Annotated in this window: 19 protein-coding genes, 1 tRNA gene and 1 pseudogene; 11 read left to right on the top strand and 10 right to left on the bottom strand. The window is 60.8% G+C overall.

Going from position 1 to position 20,144, the window contains the following annotated elements:
• Positions 1 to 44 precede the first annotated feature (44 nt).
• The 7 genes from ACMHLQ_RS22340 to ACMHLQ_RS22310 are packed head-to-tail and all read left to right on the top strand — an operon-like array spanning position 45 to position 5,529.
• Positions 45 to 827, top strand: coding sequence for an ABC transporter ATP-binding protein (locus ACMHLQ_RS22340; RefSeq protein WP_415402863.1), 783 nt, complete (start codon positions 45 to 47; stop codon positions 825 to 827).
• Entirely contained in the window at positions 824 to 1,444 is a 621-nt protein-coding gene (locus ACMHLQ_RS22335) for a hypothetical protein (protein ID WP_415402862.1), read from the top strand. Before ACMHLQ_RS22340 ends, ACMHLQ_RS22335 begins: the two co-directional genes overlap by 4 nt.
• Positions 1,437 to 2,150, top strand: coding sequence for an ABC transporter ATP-binding protein (locus ACMHLQ_RS22330; RefSeq protein WP_415402861.1), 714 nt, complete (start codon positions 1,437 to 1,439; stop codon positions 2,148 to 2,150). Before ACMHLQ_RS22335 ends, ACMHLQ_RS22330 begins: the two co-directional genes overlap by 8 nt.
• Before the next feature lies 1 nt (position 2,151).
• Entirely contained in the window at positions 2,152 to 2,538 is a 387-nt protein-coding gene (locus ACMHLQ_RS22325; RefSeq protein ID WP_415402860.1) for a hypothetical protein, read from the top strand.
• On the top strand, positions 2,538 to 3,548 hold the full coding sequence (locus ACMHLQ_RS22320; protein ID WP_415402859.1) for a branched-chain amino acid ABC transporter permease: 1,011 nt from the start codon (positions 2,538 to 2,540) through the stop codon (positions 3,546 to 3,548). Before ACMHLQ_RS22325 ends, ACMHLQ_RS22320 begins: the two co-directional genes overlap by 1 nt.
• Entirely contained in the window at positions 3,545 to 4,849 is a 1,305-nt protein-coding gene (locus ACMHLQ_RS22315) for a branched-chain amino acid ABC transporter permease (RefSeq protein ID WP_415402858.1), read from the top strand. The genes ACMHLQ_RS22320 and ACMHLQ_RS22315 overlap by 4 nt, the downstream gene beginning before the upstream one ends.
• A 29-nt stretch (positions 4,850 to 4,878) precedes the next feature.
• Positions 4,879 to 5,529 carry a pyridoxamine 5'-phosphate oxidase family protein gene (locus ACMHLQ_RS22310; protein WP_415402857.1) on the top strand — a complete coding sequence of 217 codons (651 nt, stop codon included), beginning with the start codon at positions 4,879 to 4,881 and terminating at the stop codon, positions 5,527 to 5,529.
• 12 nt (positions 5,530 to 5,541) lie between these two features.
• Here the strand turns inward: ACMHLQ_RS22310 and ACMHLQ_RS22305 are convergent, their stop codons facing one another.
• On the bottom strand, positions 5,542 to 7,083 hold the full coding sequence (locus ACMHLQ_RS22305; protein WP_415402856.1) for a helicase HerA-like domain-containing protein: 1,542 nt from the start codon (positions 7,081 to 7,083) through the stop codon (positions 5,542 to 5,544).
• 431 nt (positions 7,084 to 7,514) lie between these two features.
• Between ACMHLQ_RS22305 and ACMHLQ_RS22300 the strand changes: the two genes are divergently transcribed.
• Positions 7,515 to 8,156 carry an invasion associated locus B family protein gene (locus tag ACMHLQ_RS22300; RefSeq protein WP_415402855.1) on the top strand — a complete coding sequence of 214 codons (642 nt, stop codon included), beginning with the start codon at positions 7,515 to 7,517 and terminating at the stop codon, positions 8,154 to 8,156.
• A gap of 62 nt (positions 8,157 to 8,218) precedes the next feature.
• Here the strand turns inward: ACMHLQ_RS22300 and ACMHLQ_RS22295 are convergent, their stop codons facing one another.
• From ACMHLQ_RS22295 to ACMHLQ_RS22280, 4 genes are read right to left on the bottom strand one after another with little or no spacing between them, the layout of a single operon-like run.
• Positions 8,219 to 9,427: a beta-ketoacyl-[acyl-carrier-protein] synthase family protein gene (locus ACMHLQ_RS22295; RefSeq protein WP_415402854.1), complete on the bottom strand. Its 1,209-nt coding sequence runs from the start codon at positions 9,425 to 9,427 to the stop codon at positions 8,219 to 8,221.
• A complete protein-coding gene (locus ACMHLQ_RS22290) occupies positions 9,427 to 9,687 on the bottom strand; it encodes an acyl carrier protein (RefSeq protein WP_415402853.1) in 261 nt (86 codons plus the stop codon). Before ACMHLQ_RS22290 ends, ACMHLQ_RS22295 begins: the two co-directional genes overlap by 1 nt.
• A 33-nt stretch (positions 9,688 to 9,720) precedes the next feature.
• Positions 9,721 to 10,812 carry a UDP-3-O-(3-hydroxymyristoyl)glucosamine N-acyltransferase gene (gene lpxD, locus ACMHLQ_RS22285; RefSeq protein WP_415402852.1) on the bottom strand — a complete coding sequence of 364 codons (1,092 nt, stop codon included), beginning with the start codon at positions 10,810 to 10,812 and terminating at the stop codon, positions 9,721 to 9,723.
• A gap of 30 nt (positions 10,813 to 10,842) precedes the next feature.
• Complete coding sequence (locus ACMHLQ_RS22280; RefSeq protein WP_415402851.1) at positions 10,843 to 12,387, bottom strand: L,D-transpeptidase family protein; 1,545 nt, start codon at positions 12,385 to 12,387, stop codon at positions 10,843 to 10,845.
• A 385-nt stretch (positions 12,388 to 12,772) separates the two neighbouring features.
• Here ACMHLQ_RS22280 and ACMHLQ_RS22275 point away from each other — a divergent pair, with 385 nt between their 5' ends.
• The 3 genes and pseudogenes from ACMHLQ_RS22275 to ACMHLQ_RS22265 all read left to right on the top strand — a co-directional run bounded on the left by ACMHLQ_RS22275 (position 12,773) and on the right by ACMHLQ_RS22265 (position 15,722).
• Positions 12,773 to 13,336 (top strand): YcbK family protein, encoded by a 564-nt coding sequence (locus ACMHLQ_RS22275; protein WP_415405335.1) that lies wholly within the window; start codon positions 12,773 to 12,775, stop codon positions 13,334 to 13,336.
• Between the two features lie 260 nt (positions 13,337 to 13,596).
• A pseudogene (locus ACMHLQ_RS22270) lies at positions 13,597 to 15,468 on the top strand (bifunctional 2',3'-cyclic-nucleotide 2'-phosphodiesterase/3'-nucleotidase); the annotation flags it as partial.
• A 177-nt stretch (positions 15,469 to 15,645) separates the two neighbouring features.
• A tRNA-Arg gene (locus ACMHLQ_RS22265) sits at positions 15,646 to 15,722 on the top strand.
• Positions 15,723 to 15,805: 83 nt separating this feature from the next.
• On the opposite strand, the gene ACMHLQ_RS22260 is transcribed toward ACMHLQ_RS22265, so the two are convergent.
• The 5 genes from ACMHLQ_RS22260 to sufC are packed head-to-tail and all read right to left on the bottom strand — an operon-like array spanning position 15,806 to position 20,139.
• Complete coding sequence (locus tag ACMHLQ_RS22260) at positions 15,806 to 17,026, bottom strand: cysteine desulfurase (protein WP_415402850.1); 1,221 nt, start codon at positions 17,024 to 17,026, stop codon at positions 15,806 to 15,808.
• A complete protein-coding gene (locus ACMHLQ_RS22255; protein ID WP_415402849.1) occupies positions 17,019 to 17,624 on the bottom strand; it encodes a Yip1 family protein in 606 nt (201 codons plus the stop codon). Before ACMHLQ_RS22255 ends, ACMHLQ_RS22260 begins: the two co-directional genes overlap by 8 nt.
• Entirely contained in the window at positions 17,621 to 18,103 is a 483-nt protein-coding gene (locus tag ACMHLQ_RS22250; protein ID WP_415402848.1) for a YIP1 family protein, read from the bottom strand. Before ACMHLQ_RS22250 ends, ACMHLQ_RS22255 begins: the two co-directional genes overlap by 4 nt.
• A gap of 3 nt (positions 18,104 to 18,106) precedes the next feature.
• A complete protein-coding gene (locus tag ACMHLQ_RS22245; RefSeq protein ID WP_415402847.1) occupies positions 18,107 to 19,384 on the bottom strand; it encodes a SufB/SufD family protein in 1,278 nt (425 codons plus the stop codon).
• Positions 19,384 to 20,139, bottom strand: a complete 756-nt coding sequence (sufC, locus tag ACMHLQ_RS22240) for a Fe-S cluster assembly ATPase SufC (protein WP_415402846.1) — start codon at positions 20,137 to 20,139, stop codon at positions 19,384 to 19,386. The genes ACMHLQ_RS22245 and sufC overlap by 1 nt, the downstream gene beginning before the upstream one ends.
• Positions 20,140 to 20,144: the final 5 nt, after the last annotated feature.

Here is a 20,144-nt window from a genome sequence, read left to right as displayed (position 1 = left end):
TTCAATATCTTGAAGATCACTCTTAAAGTGACGCGGGGACATATATGATCGTCGTTGACGACATTCACAAACACTTCGGCGGTTTCCATGCCGTGGACGGTGCATCGCTGTCTATTGCGCAGGGGTCAATCACCGGCCTGATTGGGCCGAACGGTGCGGGAAAAACCACTCTTTTCAACGTGATCGCAGGCGTTCTTCCACCAACATCCGGCCGTGTGACCATGGACGGTGAAGACATTACTGGCCTGCCACCGCATACATTGTTTCACAAGGGCCTGCTGCGGACCTTCCAGATCGCGCATGAATTCAGTTCGATGTCGTGCCGCGAGAACCTGATGATGGTTCCCGGTGCCCAATCGGGCGAGACGCTGTGGAACACCTGGTTTGGCCGCAAGCGCATTGCGGATGAGGAACGTGCATTGGCCGCCAAGGCCGACGAGGTGCTGGAGTTCCTCACAATCGAACATCTGGCTGATCACAAGGCGGGCCAAGTCTCTGGCGGGCAGAAAAAGCTGCTGGAACTGGGGCGCACCATGATGGTGGACGCCAAGATCGTGTTTCTGGACGAGGTCGGCGCAGGCGTGAACCGCACCCTGCTCAACACCATTGGCGATGCGATCCTGCGCCTGAACTCTGAGCGCAACTACACCTTTGTCGTGATCGAGCATGACATGGATTTCATCGGCAAGATCTGCGACCCCGTCATCTGCATGGCCGAGGGGCGTGTGCTGGCCGAGGGAACGCTGGACGAGATCAAGGCCAACGAGCAGGTGATCGAGGCCTATCTGGGCACCGGCCTCAAGAACAAGGACAAGGTGGGCGCATGATCCGTCGCGAAGCGAATGTCGTCTCATTCTTGAGCGTCCGGATACTGCTCTCATTGTCCCTGCTTTTCACAGGTGCAACGACACAAGCCAGAGAGCTCATGCTCCAAGGCACAGTTGAAGACCAAAAGGTGTTGATCTTTGACGATGGCTTCTGGCGGTTCAGTGACAGTGGTGGCGAACGCTGCACGGAGGTCGCTTTCGTTGGTGAATTATGTGCTTTGCCATCTTCGTGGGCGCCCTTTCCGCAGACTGACACAAAGGCCCTCCGCCCGCGATTTGTCCGTGAAGCGTTCGAGGGTTTTGTGACCTCTTTAACGCCTGTCGACAGACCCGTCGAAACTGAAGCAGTGAACAGGACCTTGACCGATTTGGCCGACTTTGACGGTGAAGCCCCGACGGTGCTTCAAAAGAAAAGTGCGCGATTGGGCGAACTTCAGGGTCAGCAAATTGTATACGCGCACGGAAATCAGGTCGTAGCGTTCAGCATATTTGATCAAAATGGGCGCATTTTGTTTTTTCAAAGCCAAAGAAGTGGTTTCACCCTGTTTCACAAAGATCACCAGACGGCGCATCAAGATCTGATCAGCGCTGTAGTGTTGGAGGCATTCGATGGCTGACCCCTTTCTGATCGGCGACACGATGACCGGTGGGTATGGTGCGGGTCCGGATATTCTGCATGACTGTACTGTTGCGGTCGAGCCGGGTGAGATTGCCGTGATTGTCGGCCCCAACGGTGCGGGCAAGTCGACGGCAATGAAGGCCGTGTTTGGCATGCTGGATGTGCGTCAGGGGTCTGTGCGGCTCGACGGTGAGGACATCACCGCCCTGTCCCCGCAGGACCGTGTGGGCAAGGGCATGGGGTTTGTGCCGCAGACCTCGAACATCTTTACCTCCATGACGGTGGAGGAGAACCTGGAAATGGGCGCCTTTATCCGGCGTGACGATTTTTCGGACACGATGGCGCAGGTTTATGACCTGTTCCCCATTCTGAAAGAAAAGCGCCGCCAGCCTGCAGGTGAATTGTCAGGCGGTCAGCGCCAACAGGTCGCCGTGGGCCGTGCGCTGATGACCCAACCCAAGGTGTTGATGCTGGATGAGCCGACCGCGGGCGTCAGCCCCATCGTCATGGACGAGTTGTTCGATCGCATCATCGAGGTGGCGCGCACGGGCATCCCGATCCTGATGGTCGAACAGAATGCCCGCCAGGCGCTTGAGATCGCTGACAAAGGTTATGTGCTGGTGCAGGGCCGCAATGCGTTTACGGGGACGGGCAAGGAATTGCTGGCCGATCCTGAAGTGCGCAAGAGCTTTTTGGGAGGATAGGATGATCTATCTAATAACCTGCGCGTTTGTTCTTGCGTGTCCCGCTTTTTCGGATTGCGGCAATGTGCAAGACGACGGCCCCATAACGGTAAAAGTGCGCTTGCAGGAAAGCACGGAGATCGCAGAGTTCTGGACACCTGGATCACCGGAATCTCTTCCTTGGCCCGCGATTTTTATCGACGCGTCTTTCGGTTCACGCGTTTGGTCGTTCTTTACGGCCGGCGATCTGCATGGAGCGTGGATGTTAAGTGTCGCTGTACCAAAAACAGATGAAGCGCCATCCTTTGAAGCGCAAGGCAAGCTAAGCGTGCATGTAAACAGTTTCATGACAGACCGTTCGGTTTTGGCAGCTCAAGACACGTGCATTGTAGAGATGGAGCAAGCGTAATGGACCTCCTCAACGCCATTGTGGCGCTCTCCAACTTCGTCCTGATCCCGGCCATCGCCTATGGCTCGCAGCTTGCCCTCGGCGCGCTGGGGGTCACGCTGATCTACGGCATCCTGAGGTTCTCCAACTTCGCCCATGGCGACACGATGGCCTTTGGCACCATGGTCACCATCCTGTTCACGTGGTGGTTCCAGAGCATGGGCATCAGCGCAGGCCCCCTGCCCACAGCCCTTCTGGCCCTGCCCTTTGGCATTGCGGGCTGTGCGGCGCTGATCCTGTTCACCGACCGCACCGTCTATCACTTTTACCGCACGCAAAAGGCCAAGCCGGTGATCTTTGTGATCGTCTCGCTTGGCGTGATGTTCATCATGAACGGGCTTGTCCGCTTTGTCATAGGCCCCAATGACCAGCGGTTTTCGGATGGCGAACGTTTCATCATCTCGGTGCGCGAATTCAAGGCGCTTACAGGCCTCAAGGAAGGCCTCGCGATCAAGACAACCCAAGGCCTCACCGTCATCACGGCCGTGATTGTCGTGGCGCTGCTGTTCTACTTCCTCAACCGCACGCGGACGGGCAAGTCGATGCGGGCCTATTCGGACAATGAGGATCTGGCGCTGCTCTCGGGGATCAACCCGGAGCGTGTGGTCATGGTGACCTGGCTGATCGTCGCCGCACTGGCGACCATTGCGGGTGTCCTTTACGGCCTCGACAAATCGTTCAAACCCTTTGTCTATTTCCAACTGCTGCTGCCCATCTTTGCCGCCGCGATCGTCGGGGGGCTTGGATCGCCCATCGGCGCGATTGCAGGCGGGTTCACCATCGCGTTTTCCGAGGTAATGATCACCTATGCCTGGAAAAAAGTGGCAAACTACGCGCTGCCGGATGCACTGGCACCCGATGGTTTGGCGCAACTTTTGTCCACTGACTACAAATTCGCCGTCAGCTTTGTGATCCTGCTGATCGTCCTATTGTTCCGGCCCACCGGTCTGTTTGCGGGGAAATCGGTATGAGCGATACAACACTCAACATTCTCTATTTCGCCTTCATCGCTGCGCTCATCATTGGCACCGGCATCGTGCAAAGCTGGAACTCGGCGCTGTTTGTCCTGAACTTCGGCCTCATCTCGGCCATCATGGCGCTGGGGGTGAACCTGCAATGGGGGTTCGCGGGGCTGTTCAATGTGGGCATCATGGGCTTTGTCGCTCTTGGTGGTCTGGCCACCGTGCTGATTTCAATGCCGCCTGTGGGTGAGGCCTGGGCCGCTGGGGGTATCCGCGTGATCCTCGCGCTTATCCTGGGTGCGGCCACCATTGTCGGCGCGATCCTGGCCTATAACGCACTGCCCAAAGGGCGTGTGCGGGCCATTGGCATGATCGCAATCCTTGTCATCGGCTTTTTCGTGTATCGCGCGGTGTTTGACAGTGGCGTCGCGGCGGTCGAGGCGGTGAACCCGGCCAATGCGGGCTACCTTGGTGGTCTTGGCCTGCCCGTCCTGCTGGCCTGGCCTGTCGGTGGGCTGTTGGCGGCAGGTGCCGCGTGGATCATTGGCAAGACGGCCCTCGGCCTGCGCTCGGATTATCTGGCCATCGCCACGCTGGGCATCGCGGAAATCATCATTGCCGTGCTGAAGAACGAGGACTGGCTGGCGCGCGGGGTCAAGAACGTGGTGGGCCTGCCCCGCCCTGCCCCGTACGAGATCAACCTGCAGAACGATCCCGGTTTTGTCGAACGGGTCACCAACCTTGGGCTGGACCCGGTCACCGCCTCAACGCTCTGGGTCAAGCTGATCTATGCGGGCCTATTTGCCGTGGTCCTGATCGTCCTGTTCCTCCTGGCGCAGCGCGCGCTGCATTCCCCCTGGGGTCGTATGATGCGCGCGATCCGCGACAATGAGGTCGCCGCCGAAGCCATGGGCAAGGACGTGACGGCGCGCCACTTGCAGGTCTTTGTGCTGGGCTCCGCGATCTGCGGCATCGCCGGGGCGATGATGACGACGCTTGACGGGCAGTTGACGCCGGGCACCTACCAACCGCTGCGCTTTACCTTCCTTGTCTGGGTGATGGTGATCGTGGGCGGGTCGGGCAACAACCTGGGCGCCGTGTTGGGCGGCTTTCTGATCTGGTGGCTGTGGGTCATGGTCGAACCGATTGGCTTGGGCCTCATGCAATTGATCACCGCTGGCATGGCCGAAGGCTACTGGCTGCGTGACCACCTTCTGGACTCCGCAGCACACATGCGGCTGCTGACGATGGGGCTTGTGTTGCTGTTGGTCCTGCGCTTCAGTCCGCGGGGACTGATCCCGGAGAAATAAGTACGGGGTCGATTGGAAAAGGCACGCACATGCAAGACTTCAAACTCGACCCCGCACACAAGATCACGAGCGAACAGGCGCTGCGCGACCTGTTCCCCCCGACCCATGATCTGGCGGGCAGAAAGGCGCTGCCGATGCTCGACAAACATGCACGGCGCTTCATCGAACTTTCGCCTTTCCTGTGTGTCGGTACGCAGAACGCCGACGGCACAGCAGATGTCAGCCCGCGCGGCGATCCTGCCGGGTTTGTAAAGGTGCTCGACCCGAAGACTCTGGCGATCCCGGACCGCCCGGGCAACAACAGGCTCGACACATTGGCCAACATCGTGACCAACCCAAGCGTGGGTCTCTTGTTCATCATCCCCGGCTTTGACGACACGTTGCGGGTGAATGGCGAAGCAAGCCTTGTCACCGATCCGGGCCTGCTGGATTCCATGCGGGTAAACGACCGCGCGCCGCGGGTGGCTATCGTTGTGCGCGTGAGCGAGGTGTTCATGCATTGCGCCAAGGCCTTTCGGCGCTCACATCTATGGGATTCAGACCATCAGCGAGATCGCAGCGAGATGCCGTCACTGATGAAGATCATGCTCGATCAGACAGATGGTGCGCCCAGCGATGAACGAGAGATGCGCCAGTTGGATGAGGCACTCGAGGCCGGGTACAAGACGTCGATGTATTGAGCTGCGGGCACGTCAGCGCCCCTTGAACAATCCACCCAGAATGCCGCGCACCATGCGCCGCCCTGTCGTGCCGGTCAGCTCTTTGACCACCATCTTGGTCATCGCCTCGCCAAAGCTGGTGGAAGAACGCGTAGAGCGAGAGGTGGAGCGTGTGACGCGCGTGCCGGAATAGCGGCGCCCGGCGTTGAATTCGCGCAGCACAGGCTCCAACTCTTCTGCCTTCTCTTCGGATGCGGCTGCCTCCGCTGCCGCCTTGTCGGCACGCGCCTTCAGGATTTCAAAGGCGGATTTGCGGTCAAGCCGCTCGTCATACTTGCCCGCCATGTCGCCAGCGGCCATGTGGGCGGCGCGTTCGGCCTTGGTGATGGGACCCAGTTGCGAGGATGGCGGGCGGATCAGGGTCCGCTCGACAATCCCGGGCACCCCCTTCTTCATCAGCATCGAGGTCACGGCCTCACCCACGCCCACCTCGCGGATCGCTTCTTCGGTCGAAAAACGGGGGTTCTCGCGGTAGGTCTCTGCCGCCATCCGCAATTCCTTGCGGTCCTTGGCCGTAAAGGCGCGCAGCGCGTGCTGGAACCGGTTGCCAAGCTGACCAAGGATATCCTCCGGCACATCCGCCGGGTTCTGGGTGATGAAATACACCCCCACCCCTTTGGACCGGATAAGACGCGCCACCTGTTCGACTTTGTCGACCAGCGCCTTGGGCGCATCCTCGAACAACAAATGCGCCTCGTCGAAAAAGAACACGAGCTTGGGTTTGTCCGGGTCGCCGACCTCGGGCAGTTCCTCGAACAACTCGCTGAGCAGCCACAACAGGAACGTCGCATAAAGGCCGGGCGCGCCCATAAGCTGATCGGCAGCAAGGATGTTCACCATGCCCTTGCCATCCGCATCGGTGCGCATCAGGTCCGCCAGTTCCAGTGCGGGTTCACCAAACAGCCCCGCGCCGCCCTGGTTTTCCAGCACCAGCAACCGACGCTGGATCGCCCCGATGGATTGGGACGACACGTTGCCATAGCGCAAGGACAAGGATTTGGCGTTTTCTCCAATCCAGACCAGCAGCGCCTGCAGATCCTTGAGGTCGAGCAGCGGCATGCCTTCTTCATCCGCAAGCCGGAAGGCGATGTTCAGGATACCTTCTTGCGCTTCGGACAGTTCCAGCAGGCGGGCGAGCAACAGCGGACCCATCTCGGACACGGTTGTGCGCACCGGGTGGCCCTGATCACCGAACAGATCCCAGAATGTCACCGGGCAGGCGTGGTAGGTATAGTCGTCAAACCCGATCTTGGTCGCACGGCTGGTGAAGGGTTCATGCAGCTTGTGGTCGGGCGTGCCCGACTTGGCGAGGCCGGAAAGGTCGCCTTTGACGTCCGACAGGAACACCGGCACGCCTGCATTCGAAAACCCCTCGGCCAGGATCTGGAGCGTCACGGTCTTGCCCGTGCCCGTCGCACCGGCGATCAGCCCGTGGCGGTTGGCGTACTTCAGTGTAAGACCTTGCTTTTCAGCGTAATCCACACCGCCGCCACCAATGAAAATACTGTCGGGCATTGTCGTTAACCTTTTGTCCACGGGCACTATCGGAGCGACCATACAAAGTTAACGATTGGGTGCCATAGTGTTTTTGTTCCCGCCTAATTTGTCCTCCTGGCGCGGAACATTCCTCCCTGTCAGACTGGCCGCGCCTTGTGCGCGGCCTTTTTTTCGCTTCGGGCCGCAATTCCGGATTATGTGAAGAGTTTGTGGATAATAGCTGTTGACCGCCAGTGGTGCGTTCCGTAACCTCCGCTCCATAACAGTCGGCCAGTCCGACGGGGAGAAAAAACACCTGGAAAAGGGGGCTTTGGGGTCCCCTTTTTTGCGTTTCGGGCCCAGTTTCAGGTGCGTTGGCGGCTGCACGCTCAAAACTTTGTGCTAAGCCCCTGACAGCGCCGCATGGGCATGCTAGCAACCATTCGAAACGCAACAATTCCGGAACCGATATGCGCACCTCATTGCTTGCCCTGTCCCTCGCAGTCCTGATGCCCGCCACTGTGATGGCGCAGTCCACCGAGACAGAAACCGAAGCGCCAGCGGCTGAAGCGCCTGCTGCCGAAACGTCCGAAGGCGAGACCGGCGGACTGCCGATCGAAAACCAACTGAGCCTTGGCGAGGATGCAAGCCTGCCCCAGGTGGGCCAGACCTATACCGCCGAGACCAATGGCGACTGGGATTTGCGCTGCATCAAGACCGAAGAGGGCGAAGACCCCTGCCAGATGTATCAGTTGCTCTCCGACAGCGACGGCACACCCGTGGCCGAAGTGTCGATCTTCCGCCTGCCCGAGGGAGGTCGCGCGGTGGCCGGTGCCACTATCATCGTGCCGCTTGAAACCTCCCTGCCCCAACAACTGACCATGGTCGTCGACAGTGGCCAGGCCCGCCGCTATCCTTTCGCGTTCTGCAACCAGATCGGGTGTTATTCGCGCGTCGGTCTTGTGGCGGACGAGGTCGCGTCCTTCCGCCGTGGCAACAAGGCAACCGTGACGATCGTACCGGCACTGGCACCTGACCAAAAGGTCAACCTGACGATGTCTCTGTCCGGCTTCACAGCCTCGTTTGACAAAACGACTATCGCACAGAACTGATCCGGTCCGCATCGCCAGGAAAAATGGCAAAGCCGTCCCTCGCCGGGGCGGCTTTTGTCGTTTTACATGCCGCGCAGGGCTATGACCGCGTTCATGCCCCCAAAGGCAAAGGCATTGGACAGCGCCACATCCACATGGGCCTCGCGCGCCTCGTTAGGCACCACATCGAGGGCGCATTCGGGGTCCGGTTCTTCATATCCGATTGTGGGGGCAATCACGCCGTCCCGCAGCGCCATGATGCAGGCCAGCAATTCCACAGCGCCTGTGCCACCGATCAGATGGCCATGCATCGACTTGGTCGACGAGATCATCAACTTGTCCGCGTGGGGGCCGAACACATCTGCAACGGCCGCGCATTCCGTCTTGTCATTGGCTGCCGTGCCGGTGCCATGCGCGTTGATGTAACCGACCTGATCCGCCGCGATCCCGGCATCAGCCAAGGCCCCGGCCATGGCCCGCGACGCGCCGTTCTTGGACGGCATCACGATGTCGGCGGCGTCCGAGGACATGGCAAAGCCCACGACCTCGCACAGAATGTCAGCCCCGCGCGCGCGCGCATGCTCGTATTCCTCGAAGACGAAAATGCCCGCGCCTTCGCCCTGCACCATGCCGTTGCGGTTGGCCGAAAACGGGCGGCAGGCGTCCTTGGACATGACGCGCAAGCCCTCCCACGCCTTGACCCCGCCAAAGCACAGCATGGATTCCGACCCGCCCGTGATCATGGCGGGGGCCATGCCGCTGCGCACCATCTGGAAGGCCTGCGCCATCGCGTGGTTGGACGAGGCACAGGCCGTCGATACGGTAAACGACGGACCTTTGAGGTTGTGCTCCATGCTCACATGGCTGGCGGCGGCGTTGTTCATCAGCTTGGGCACGACAAAGGGATGAACGCGGTTCTTGCCCTCTTCATAGACCGAGCGGTAATTGGCGTCCCACGTGCTCACCCCGCCCCCGGCTGTGCCCAGCACCACGCCGGATTTGGCCGCCGTGTCCCCGGTAAAGGACAGGCCCGACTGTTCAATCGCTTCCTTTGCAGCCGCCAGCGTGAACTGGGTAAAGCGGTCATAAAGGCTCATCTGCTGGCGATTATAGCGCCCCTCGGCCTCAAAGCCGCGCACTTGCCCGCCGATCTGGATCGACAAACGCTCAACATCCTGAAAATCCAACTGCCCGATGCCACAGCGCCCCTCGCGCATGGCCTCAAGCGTGTCGGGCACGTCATGGCCAAGCGCATTGACCGTGCCCGCGCCCGTAATGACAACGCGGTGCATCAGGTTTTCTGTTCTGCAATCAGCGTGTCAATGCCGGCAATGATCGACTGGACGTTCGAGATGTCAAAGTCGCTGGCGGTGGGTTCGTTTGCGTTGAACGGCACCTGGATATCGAATTCTTCCTCGATGGCGAAAATGCTTTCGACCAGTCCCAGGCTGTCGATCCCGAGATCTTCCAACGTGCTGGTCAGGGTCACATCCCCCGGTTCAAGTACGGCCTGTTCCGCAATGATCTCGATGACCTTGTCTTTCACGCTCATGACATCCGCCCTCTTGCCTGACTTGGGCATGATTTAGTCACTGGCGTCCGACTTGAAAACCGCTTTCTTGAGTTCCGAGACGTCGCGCAGGAACCGGGGCAAGCGGCGCGCGGCCTTGTATCCTTCGAGATGGGTTTTCATTTCGACCGCCGGATAGCCCATCATGACTTTGCCGTCGCGCACCGAACTCAGCACCTTGGTCGCGGCGGTGATCACGACCCGGTCGCCCACGCTTATGTTGTCGGCCACGCCGGACTGCCCCGCCAGAACCACGAAATCGCCCACTGTGGCCGAGCCTGCAACGCCCACCTGCCCGCAGATCAGCGTATCCCGTCCGACAACCACGTTGTGGCCCAACTGGCATAGCCCATCGATCTTGGTCCGGTCGCCGACGCGCGTGGCGCGGATCGTGCCGTTGTCGATGACCGAGTTCGCGCCGACCTCGACATCATCGCCGATCTCGACCCCGCCAAGGCTGGCGATGCGCGACCAGTGCTGATCCTTGGTGTGCCCCTGATCGCCCAGGGTTTCGCGCACGGACTCCGCCCCGCTTTTCTCGGGCGTGACAAAGGAAAACCCGTCGCCGCCGATGCGCACGCCGGGATGGGCGTGGAACCGATCACCGATGCGCACCTTGGCACCGATGCTGACATGTTCCCGCAAATAGGTCTGTGTGCCCAGAACCGCGCGCCAACCGACAAAGCAGAGCGGCCCGATCACGGACCCTGCACCGATCTGGGCCTTGGCCGCAATAATGGCGCCGGGGCCGATGCTCACATTCTCGCCGACCACGGCTGAGGGGTCGATAACTGCCGACGGGTGTATGCCGGGGGCAAAGCCCTGCCCCTCGTCCATCATGCTGGTCAGGTGCGACATGGCATAGCGCGGGCGTTCGGGCAGGATCGCCGCCTTGAGCCCCAGCGCTTGCCAATCCGCATCGGGCCACAGCATCGCGGCCTCGGCCCCGCCATCGGCCAGGGCCTCCGCATATTTGCGGGTGCTGGCCAGGGCCAGATCACCCGGCCCTGCATCGCCCGGCTCGCTCAGGCGGCGGATGGTCAGGCTGGTGTCTCCGACCGCCCGCGCCTCAAGCGCCTTGGCAAGCTCGCTGATGGTATACTGCATCGGATCCCCTCACGCGTTCAGGGGATGCACTTACCCCTGAACTGCGCGCAGAGCCACCCCTGCATTGCTCAACGCATTCCACACCTTTGCGTCGCGGCCATAGATGTCGCGGCGGTACTGGGTGTGCCCCTTGGGCGTTGTGAAGGCCGTGCGATAGATGATGTGCACAGGCACTGGCGATTTCAGATCGACCCGCGTTTCGCGCCCCGTGGCCAGTACCGACTGGAAGTAGCTTTCCGGGTTGGATTGCTGTTTGGCCAGCAGCGCATAGGCAAAATCGAACGGATCGGCCAGACGCACGCAGCCGTGGCTGTAGGCGCGGACTTCACGACCGAACAGGTTCTTGGCGGGTGTATCGTGCAGGTAGATGTTGTGCACGTTCGGGAACATGAACTTGACGAGACCCAGCGCGTTGCCCTTGCTGGGCGGCTGGCGCATGGCAAAGGGGAACGTCTTGGCCGTGTACTGGCTGAAGTTCACGGCACCCCGGTTGACCTTGCGCCCCTTGCTGTCCGTGATCTCGATGTGACGCACGGCGTTGCGGTTGCGCTTGAGCGCGGGCAGGTATTCCTTGGTCACGATGGACCGTGGTACATACCAGCTTGGGTTTACCACCATGAACTCCATCACATCCGAGAATTCCGGTGTCGGGCGATCATCCTTGTTGGCACCGACAACCGAGCGGGTCGAGAATGTGACCTTGCCGTTGTCCACGACCTTGGCGGTGAAGTCAGGAATGTTCACCAGGATGTGGCGCTGGCCGCGCTCCTGGTTGACCCAGCGTTCCCGCTCCATCGCGACGATGATGGATTGCAGGCGTGTCTGAACGCTCTTGTTGATCTCGTCCATCGTGGCTGGTCCGGCAGCCCCATCCGCCGTCAGGCCATGTGCCAGCTGGAACTGCTGGACAGCGGATTGCATCGCTGCGTCATAGGTCTGGCTGTTGGTGCGCTTGAGGAAGCCCATGGCGATCAGGCGATTGCGCAGCGCCACCACAGCCTCGCCCGATTGACCGGCCTTGAGCGCCTTGGCAGGCACTTTCGGCCCCCAGCCACCTTTTGCCAGCAACCGCTCCATCCGCAGCTTTTCCTTCATGAGAGCCGTGTATTCCATGGTCTTTGGCGCCAGCGCCTTGAAGAAGCCGTTGGGCGAGGATTTGGAGAAGTTGACAAGGTAGGACGTGCGGTCGCGGTATGGCACCTGACGCACGATGGCACGGTCGATGCGGCTGGGCACCAGCACGCCGGTTTGCAGATCGCGCGAGTATTGCAGGAAGGTGCGGCTCATCTCGACTTCGACGAGGCCCCGATCGCGGGCGGACTTGGCCGCCTTCATCTTGGCCTGAAGGCCCGCGGCATCATAGCGTCCGGCAGGCAGACCGTGATTGCCGGCCTGCGACAGGGCCTGGAACAGGGCCGAGCGGCGTTGACGCTCGCGACCTGTGCGTCCGGTCCAGAGGCTTGAATAGCCGTTGGCTTTGTAGAATGCGGCCATGTCTGCATCGCGCGCGGCGGCCTCGGCCACAGCCTGTTTGAACGCAGTCACCTGCGCCGATGCAGATTGGGGCAAGCCCATCAACAAAACGGCAAAGGCCGCACTTACTATTGTCAGCCAAAATCTGGAAACGGCCACCGTCATAATCACACCTCGTTAAGTCTTGTTTTGCCTAGCGTTGCACGGTTATCCCAAAGCCCCCGCAGAGCTGTCTATTCACATCGGCATCAGGTGCCCAACTAGCGCTTGCGTGATGCGCGCATGCATCGCTGACAAGCGCCAGAGCCACATTCAACAAATTTTGCGCAAAAAATTGCCTAAAACCCTTGCGACCCTTCACGTACCGGATTCAGCACTTGGTAAACGAATCGAGCTATGCCATAGACGTGTTGCATCTGGGGATGAGATGAATGGACCCGTGTAACATCATGGGTCAGGCAGGCGTACGGGACGGCGCAGTGAAATGATGAATGAAACTACGGGCATGACGCGCCGGGCATTGCTTGGCGCATTCGCAGCAACAGCAGTCGTTGCCGCACCAACCTACTCCAACGCAGCTGGCTTTCTTCGCGGTTCGGGTGACATCCGACGCTTGCGTATGTATTCGGGCCGTACGGGCGAGCGGATCGACATGATCTACTGGATCGAAGGGCATTACATCAAGGACGCGGTCAAGGAAGTGAACCACTTCATGCGTGATTGGCGTACCGATGACGTCAAATCCATGGATCTGCGCACCGTCGACATCATGGCTGCAGCGCACAACCTTCTGGATGTCGAAGAGCCTTATATGTTGCTTTCGGGCTATCGCAGCCCAAAAACCAACGCCATGTTGCGCTCGCGCAGCCGCGGCGTTGCCAAGAATTCCCTGCACATGAAAGGTCAGGCCGCCGATCTGCGCCTGTCCACACGTTCCGTCAGCCAGATGGCGCGCGCCGCACAGGCCTGCCGCGGTGGCGGCGTCGGCAAATATTCCGGCTCCAATTTCGTCCACATGGACTGTGGCGTCGTGCGAAGCTGGGGCGGCTAACCCGCAACTCCTTCATCCCGGTTTCTTCCAAGGGCGCCTCTGGTGCCCTTTTTCGTGTCGGGCGACGTGTACGAGGTAAAAGGCCACGCCGCCCAACAGGAGTGTTGTGTGTCACAACGCAAGCTCAACGCCGCGACTTGCATATTGGTTCCGCGCCTTCGACAAAAACATGCACATTTTCGCCGCCACCGACATGTTCCTGTGACAGATTCCCGTTAACGGCGTAATCTGGGGCTTTAATCACCACCTCGGGGGACACCATGACACATCTGATTTCGCGCCGGACCTTCCTGGCCACGACGGCCACATTCGCCGCCTTGCACCCGTTCTCTTTGCGCGCTGCCAGCAATCAGGCACATTTGCGGATCATGGAAACCACCGACCTGCACGTCCACGTCTTCCCCTACGACTACTATGCGGACAAGCCGCGTGACACCGTCGGCCTCGCGCGCACCGCCTCGATCATCGAAAGCATCCGGGCCGAGGCGACAAATTCCATGCTGATCGACAATGGCGACTTTCTGCAGGGCAACCCGATGGGCGACTACATCGCTTACGAACGGGGCATGAAGGAAGGCGACGCGCACCCCATCATCACCGCCATGAACACGGTCGGGTTTGACGCCGCCACGCTGGGCAACCACGAATTCAACTACGGGCTCGACTTCCTCATGAAGTCGCTCGCTGGCGCCGATTTCCCCGTGGTCTGTGCCAACGTGTCCAAGGAACAGGGCACCAATGCCGCTGCCGACACGACGCTGGTGCCGCCATTCGTGATCCTCGACCGAACGGTGACGGATGGCGCGGGCGAAAGCCATCCGATCAAAGTCGGCCTTATCGGCTTTGTCCCGCCCCAGATCATGAACTGGGATCGCCGTCATCTTGAGGGCAATGTGCAGGCGCGCGATATCGTGGACACCGCTAAAGCACTGGTGCCACTGATGAAGGAACAGGGCGCCGACATCATCATCGCGCTCAGCCACTCCGGCATCGGAGCTGCCGACCACGCGGATGGTATGGAAAACGCCTCTGTCCCGCTGGCGGCAATTGACGGGATCGACGCAATCCTGACAGGCCACCACCACCAGGTCTTCCCCTCGCCCAGCTATGCCGACATGCCTGCCGTCGATGTGGCGGCTGGGACCATCCACGGCAAACCGGCTGCCATGGGCGGGTTCTGGGGCTCGCATCTCGGGCTGGTCGATCTAATGCTGGAACGCGATGGCAGCAACTGGCGCATCACCAGCTTCGGCTCCGAAGCACGGCCCATTTCCAAACGCAACGAAGACCGTTCGATCACCGCGCTGGTCGACAGCCACCAGCCCGTACTCGACAGCGTGCAGGCCGACCACGACGCAACACTGGCTTACGTCCGCCGCGCTGTGGGCAAGACGGACGCACCGCTGCACAGCTATTTCGCACTGGTGGCTGATGATCCATCCGTTCAGATCGTATCCATTGCACAAAGCTGGTACATCAGGGACATGATGCAAGGCACTGAATATGAAGGGCTTCCTATCCTCTCCGCTGCTGCGCCCTTCAAGGCAGGCGGGCGCGGTGGCCCGGAGTATTTCACCGACGTGCCCCAGGGCGATGTAGCGATCAAGAACGTCTCCGACCTCTATCTCTATCCCAACACGGCGCGGGCGGTTCTGGTCACGGGGGCCGAGGTCAAGGATTGGCTGGAACGCTCGGCCGGCATGTTCAACCAGGTGACACCGGGCGGGTCCGATCAGCCCCTGCTCAACCCCGACTTCCCCTCTTACAACTTTGATGTGATGGACGGGGTCACCTACCAGATCGATCTCAGCCAACCCTCCAAGTTCGGGCCCAAAGGCGAGGTGCTGAACGCGGATGCCAACCGCATCGTCAACCTGATGTATGATGGACAACCCGTGGACCCGGAGGCGCAGTTCATCATTGCAACGAACAACTACCGCGCAGGCGGGGGTGGCAACTTCCCCGGCGCCAAGGGCGACACCATCGTGTTCGAGGCACCGGACACCAACCGCGACGTGATCGTGCGCTACATCGTCGATCAAGGCACGATCAGCCCGCGTGCGGATGCCAACTGGTCCTTCGCCCCCCTGCCCGGCACGACGGTGCTGTTCGAAACCGGCCCCAAAGCTGCCGACTACATCGATGATGTCAAAGGGGTCACGATTGAACCCGCAGGCGAAGCGGCAGACGGATCTCGCGCAGTTCCGCATCGCCCTCTGACCTCGGCCAAGGTAAGGCGCAGCTGGCTGCGCCTTACACGCGATTTGCAATTGCAGGGCGCGGGTGGCGCGGCTATACCGCGCCCCAGTGGACCCTTAGCTCAGCTGGATAGAGCGCTGCCCTCCGAAGGCAGAGGCCAGAGGTTCGAATCCTCTAGGGTCCGCCATTTTCCAAACACATGGATGGCGCAGGACACCTGCGCCTTACGGTTTGTAAGGCGTCACCTTGGTGCGCCGCCCCGAGGCGAAATCACGCGAACAGATCGTGCGCCAGTTCCAGCGCCTCGACCAACACGTCCACCTCAGCCTTGGTATTGTACATCCCGAACGAGGCGCGGCAGGTGGCATTCAGCCCCATATGCTCCATCAACGGCCCCACACAGTGCTGCCCGGCACGCACGGCCACGCCTTTCTTGTCGAGGATGGTCGAGATGTCATGCGCATGCCCCGCCCCATCCAGCGTGAAGGAAAAGATCGCGCCCTTGTCCGCTGTGGTGCCCTGCACCTGCAGCCAGTTCAGCCCGCCCAGCCGCTTGACCGTGTAGTCGCGCAAGGAGTCTTCATGGGCCTGGATCGCTTCGATCCCGATCCCTGTCATGTAATCCAGCGCGACCCCCATGCCGATCATCTGCACGATGCCGGGTGTGCCCGCCTCGAACTTCATCGGGCCGTCATTGTAGATGATCCCGTCCTTGGCGACTTCCTTGATCATGTCGCCCCCGCCGATAAAGGGGCGCATCTCTGCCATGCGCTCGGCCTTGACGTGGATCGCGCCAGAGCTTGAGGGGCCATAGAGCTTGTGCCCCGTGATGGCGTAGAAATCCGCGCCAATGTCCTGCACATCCACGGGCATGTGCACCGCTGCCTGTGATCCATCGACCAGAACCGCGACGCCCTTGGCATGGGCCCCTTCGCAGATCGCCTTCACATCAACCTTGGTGCCAAGAACGTTCGACATATGGGTGACGGCGACCAGTTTTGTGCGCGGACTAATAGCGTCAATGACGGCCTGCGGATCAAGCGCGCCGGTGCTGTCCACATCAACCCATTTCAGCACCACGCCTTGCCGCTCGCGCAGGAAATGCCAGGGCACGATGTTTGCGTGGTGTTCCATGACCGACAGCACGATCTCGTCGCCTGCCTCAAGTCGAGGCATGGCCCAGCCATAGGCCACCATGTTGATGCCTTCGGTGGTGCCGGAGTTAAAGATGATCTCGTCCTCGGACGCGGCATTGAGGAAGGTCGCAATCTTGCCGCGCACCGCCTCGTATTTCTCGGTCGCGAGGTTGGACAGATAGTGCAAGCCGCGGTGAACGTTGGCATATTCCTCGGCATAGGCCCGGGTCACAGCATCAATCACCACTTGCGGCTTTTGTGCCGACGCACCGTTGTCGAGATAGACAAGTGGCTTGCCGTTCACCTCGCGGCTCAGGATGGGAAAGTCGGCCCGGATGCGGTCCACGTCATACATTGCTCAATCCTCCTGCCGATACACCCATGAGGGTCAGTATCAGCATCAATCCAATAAACAGCCCGGTGATCACAGCCACGAGCAGGCCCAAGGCGCGAAACAGCGACTGAAAGCGCAAAGCGGCGCTGATGAAATGCAACAGCAGCCAGAACGCGACGATCACCACGGCCAGTGCCACCAGACCTGCAAGCGCGGGCACGGCAAGGCTCAGCAGCAACACGCCCGCCTGCGCCACGGCACGCAGGGCCTGCAGCCAGACCAGAAGGGCCAACATATCCACCATCTCACCCTGCCCGCCCATGGCGCGCCCGGCCCAGAACAGGGCGTGGACCATGACGATCAGACCACCAGCCACCAGCACGAACAGCATGATGGGGCGTTCCAGCAGGGCCAGCACTGGCAAGGCCTCACGCGCAACTGCGTCAACAGATCCCGGCACCAGAACCACGGGGCCAGAGGCCAGCAACGCATTGCACGCGGCCACAGCGCACAGCGCCATGTAAAGCGTCGCGGGCGAGAGGTTCCAATCCATGATGCGCTGTGCGGTGCCTTGCGGATCACGCAGCGTATCAACAGCGAGTTGCGGCCAGGCGGTCATGCGCGTTTTTCCTGCACAAGGGTTCCGCCGATCCAGAACCACAGAAACATTGCGCACCACACAAGACCAACCAGTTGCAATTGCACCCCCGGTCCGATGAACCCGGCAATCAGGCCGTGCAGCAGGATCAGCGGCGTCGTCGCCAACAGAGCCCAGAACAGGACCAGCCGCGCGCCATAGGCTGTGCCCTTGCCGCCCAGAACCTGCGCCACCATCCGCGCCAGAAACGCGATCACGTAGAACAAGAGCGGTGCGATAAAGACCCACGCCATCAGCGTCGCCCCCATCAGCATGTTCAGCTCTTGCCCCGTCAGATGCGCCTCGCGCGCAAGGCGCGGCAATTGCGCGATAAAGATCAGCACGCACGCCCCCATGAGGTAGGCCAGCGCGCGATCTTCCCGCTCGCCCAGCGACAGCAGGCGTTGCACCACCCTGCCCGGCCCGCGATAGGTGGCTGCGATATTGCGTGTGATGGCCATGGTTCAGCCCCGGTGCCGCTCCAACCAACCCTCGAGCCGTTCGACCAGCACATCGCGCAGGGCTTCGTCCTCGATTTCCTCGACCGCTTCGGCAAGAAAGGCAAGCGTGAGCAGATCGGTTGCAATCTCGGCAGGCACCCCGCGCGAGCGCAGGTAAAACAGCGCCTCTTCGTCAATCGCACCCGAGGTCGAACCATGCGAACAGGCCACATCGTCGGCGTAGATTTCCAGCTCGGGCTTGGCCAGGAACTGGCTGTCGCCGTCCAGCAGCAGGGACTGGCTGATCTGGTAGCCGTCGGTTTTCTGTGCGCCCGCCTTGACCAGGATCTTGCCCTGAAACACGCCCACAGCGCCGTTGCGCAGCACCTTTTTGAACACCTGGCGGCTTTCGCAGCGTTCGGCGTCATGGGTGATGAACACGGTGTCGTCGTGGTGGAAATCACCGTCGCCCACGCAGGCACCAGCCACATGCGCAATCGCATCATCGCCCGTCAGCTCGATCACGCAGTCATTGCGCGTCAGACGCCCGTTCACGGTCAGGGTAAAGGATTTGAACACGGATTCCGTGCCCAAACGGGTGAAGATATGCGTCGCGGCGAGGCGTTCATGGTCGCGCCCTTGCGCGCGGATGTGATGGAACGTGGCGTTGTCGGCCACTTCGACCTCCATCACCTTGTTGAACCGCGCAGCGGCTGGGCCGTTTTCCAGCACGGTCAGTTCCGCCCCGGCATCCAGCTTGATCACATGGTGCAGGATCGCATCCGAGTTTTCATCCGCATGGTTGTAGACGAAATTGATCGGTCGCGCGGCCTTGCCGGTCACATGGATCAGCACACCGTCTGTCGCAAAGGCAGTGTTGAGCGCGGCCAGCGGGCGCTGCACCGGGTCCTGCCCGGCGGTTTCCAGCACACCGTAGACGCCCTGTGCCCAATGGATATCGGCTTTTACTTCAGCCAAACGTTCGATGCGCACATGCTCCAGCGCAAGATCGTCGGACGCCTCTGCGTTGAACACCCCGTCATCAAAGACGATGCGCAGTGCAACGGTGTCGGCGAAAATCGGGGCCTCGTCATTGTGGAACACGGCCGCCTGCGCGCCGACTTGGGTCAGCGCATCGGGCCGCGTGAACTTCCAATACTCGTCGCGCCGGTTCGGCAGGCCCATGGCGCGCAAGCGCGCAAGCGCATCGGTGCGCGCCGCCTCGGACCAGCCGCCCTTGGGCAGGCACAATTCGGCAATCCGCGCCTCGGTCAGGTTCGGTTTTTCTGCGAGGGCCGCCATTACGCCACCTCGGCCAGAATGTCGGCATAGCCGTTGTTTTCAACCTCAAGCGCCAGTTCCGGACCACCGGATTTGACGATGCGCCCGTCTGCCATGATGTGCACGACGTCGGGTTTGATGTGATCAAGCAGGCGCTGGTAGTGCGTGATGACCAGGAAACCCCGCCCCTCGCTGCGCAGCGCGTTCACGCCATCCGCCACCAGCTTCATGGCGTCCACATCAAGGCCCGAGTCGGTCTCATCCAGAATGCACATCTTGGGTTCCAGCATCGCCATCTGCAGGATTTCATTGCGCTTTTTCTCACCGCCCGAGAAACCCACGTTGACCGGACGCTTGAGCATGTCGGCGTCGATCTTCAACTCCTTGGCACGTGCACGGATCACCTTGAGGAAATCGGCGGCACTCATCTCGTCCTCGCCGCGCGCCTTGCGCTGTGCGTTCACGGCGGTGCGCAGAAAGGTCATGTTGCCCACACCGGGGATTTCGACCGGGTACTGAAACGCCAGAAACAGGCCAGCGGCGGCGCGTTCTTCCGGCTCGAGGTCGAGCAGATCGGTGTCGTCCAGATGCGCCTCACCATCCGTGACCTCATACCCGTCCTTGCCCGAAAGCACATAGGACAGCGTGGATTTGCCGGACCCGTTGGGGCCCATGATGGCATGGACCTTGCCCGCCTCGACGGTCAGGTCGACGCCCTTGAGGATCTGCTTGTCCTCTTCTTCCAGTTTCACGTGCAGGTTCTTGATGGTCAGCATCGGTT

It is taken from the genome of Tateyamaria algicola (assembly GCF_047715485.1).
Lineage (GTDB): Bacteria > Pseudomonadota > Alphaproteobacteria > Rhodobacterales > Rhodobacteraceae > Tateyamaria.
This window is presented reverse-complemented; position numbering and strand designations above follow the sequence as displayed.

What these genes read in the sequence shown, in the direction of transcription:
- sufC (WP_415402846.1), bottom strand. Translation starts at nt 20,139, where the DNA reads ATGCTGACCATCAAGAACCTGCACGTGAAACTGGAAGAAGAGGACAAG.
- ACMHLQ_RS22275 (WP_415405335.1), top strand. Translation starts at nt 12,773, where the DNA reads ATGAATGAAACTACGGGCATGACGCGCCGGGCATTGCTTGGCGCATTC.
- ACMHLQ_RS22260 (WP_415402850.1), bottom strand. Translation starts at nt 17,026, where the DNA reads ATGTATGACGTGGACCGCATCCGGGCCGACTTTCCCATCCTGAGCCGC.
- ACMHLQ_RS22315 (WP_415402858.1), top strand. Translation starts at nt 3,545, where the DNA reads ATGAGCGATACAACACTCAACATTCTCTATTTCGCCTTCATCGCTGCG.
- ACMHLQ_RS22290 (WP_415402853.1), bottom strand. Translation starts at nt 9,687, where the DNA reads ATGAGCGTGAAAGACAAGGTCATCGAGATCATTGCGGAACAGGCCGTA.
- ACMHLQ_RS22305 (WP_415402856.1), bottom strand. Translation starts at nt 7,083, where the DNA reads ATGCCCGACAGTATTTTCATTGGTGGCGGCGGTGTGGATTACGCTGAA.
- ACMHLQ_RS22335 (WP_415402862.1), top strand. Translation starts at nt 824, where the DNA reads ATGATCCGTCGCGAAGCGAATGTCGTCTCATTCTTGAGCGTCCGGATA.
- lpxD (WP_415402852.1), bottom strand. Translation starts at nt 10,812, where the DNA reads ATGCAGTATACCATCAGCGAGCTTGCCAAGGCGCTTGAGGCGCGGGCG.
- ACMHLQ_RS22310 (WP_415402857.1), top strand. Translation starts at nt 4,879, where the DNA reads ATGCAAGACTTCAAACTCGACCCCGCACACAAGATCACGAGCGAACAG.
- ACMHLQ_RS22300 (WP_415402855.1), top strand. Translation starts at nt 7,515, where the DNA reads ATGCGCACCTCATTGCTTGCCCTGTCCCTCGCAGTCCTGATGCCCGCC.
- ACMHLQ_RS22330 (WP_415402861.1), top strand. Translation starts at nt 1,437, where the DNA reads ATGGCTGACCCCTTTCTGATCGGCGACACGATGACCGGTGGGTATGGT.
- ACMHLQ_RS22320 (WP_415402859.1), top strand. Translation starts at nt 2,538, where the DNA reads ATGGACCTCCTCAACGCCATTGTGGCGCTCTCCAACTTCGTCCTGATC.
- ACMHLQ_RS22245 (WP_415402847.1), bottom strand. Translation starts at nt 19,384, where the DNA reads ATGGCGGCCCTCGCAGAAAAACCGAACCTGACCGAGGCGCGGATTGCC.
- ACMHLQ_RS22340 (WP_415402863.1), top strand. Translation starts at nt 45, where the DNA reads ATGATCGTCGTTGACGACATTCACAAACACTTCGGCGGTTTCCATGCC.
- ACMHLQ_RS22325 (WP_415402860.1), top strand. Translation starts at nt 2,152, where the DNA reads ATGATCTATCTAATAACCTGCGCGTTTGTTCTTGCGTGTCCCGCTTTT.
- ACMHLQ_RS22295 (WP_415402854.1), bottom strand. Translation starts at nt 9,427, where the DNA reads ATGCACCGCGTTGTCATTACGGGCGCGGGCACGGTCAATGCGCTTGGC.
- ACMHLQ_RS22250 (WP_415402848.1), bottom strand. Translation starts at nt 18,103, where the DNA reads ATGGCCATCACACGCAATATCGCAGCCACCTATCGCGGGCCGGGCAGG.
- ACMHLQ_RS22255 (WP_415402849.1), bottom strand. Translation starts at nt 17,624, where the DNA reads ATGACCGCCTGGCCGCAACTCGCTGTTGATACGCTGCGTGATCCGCAA.
- ACMHLQ_RS22280 (WP_415402851.1), bottom strand. Translation starts at nt 12,387, where the DNA reads ATGGGCTTGCCCCAATCTGCATCGGCGCAGGTGACTGCGTTCAAACAG.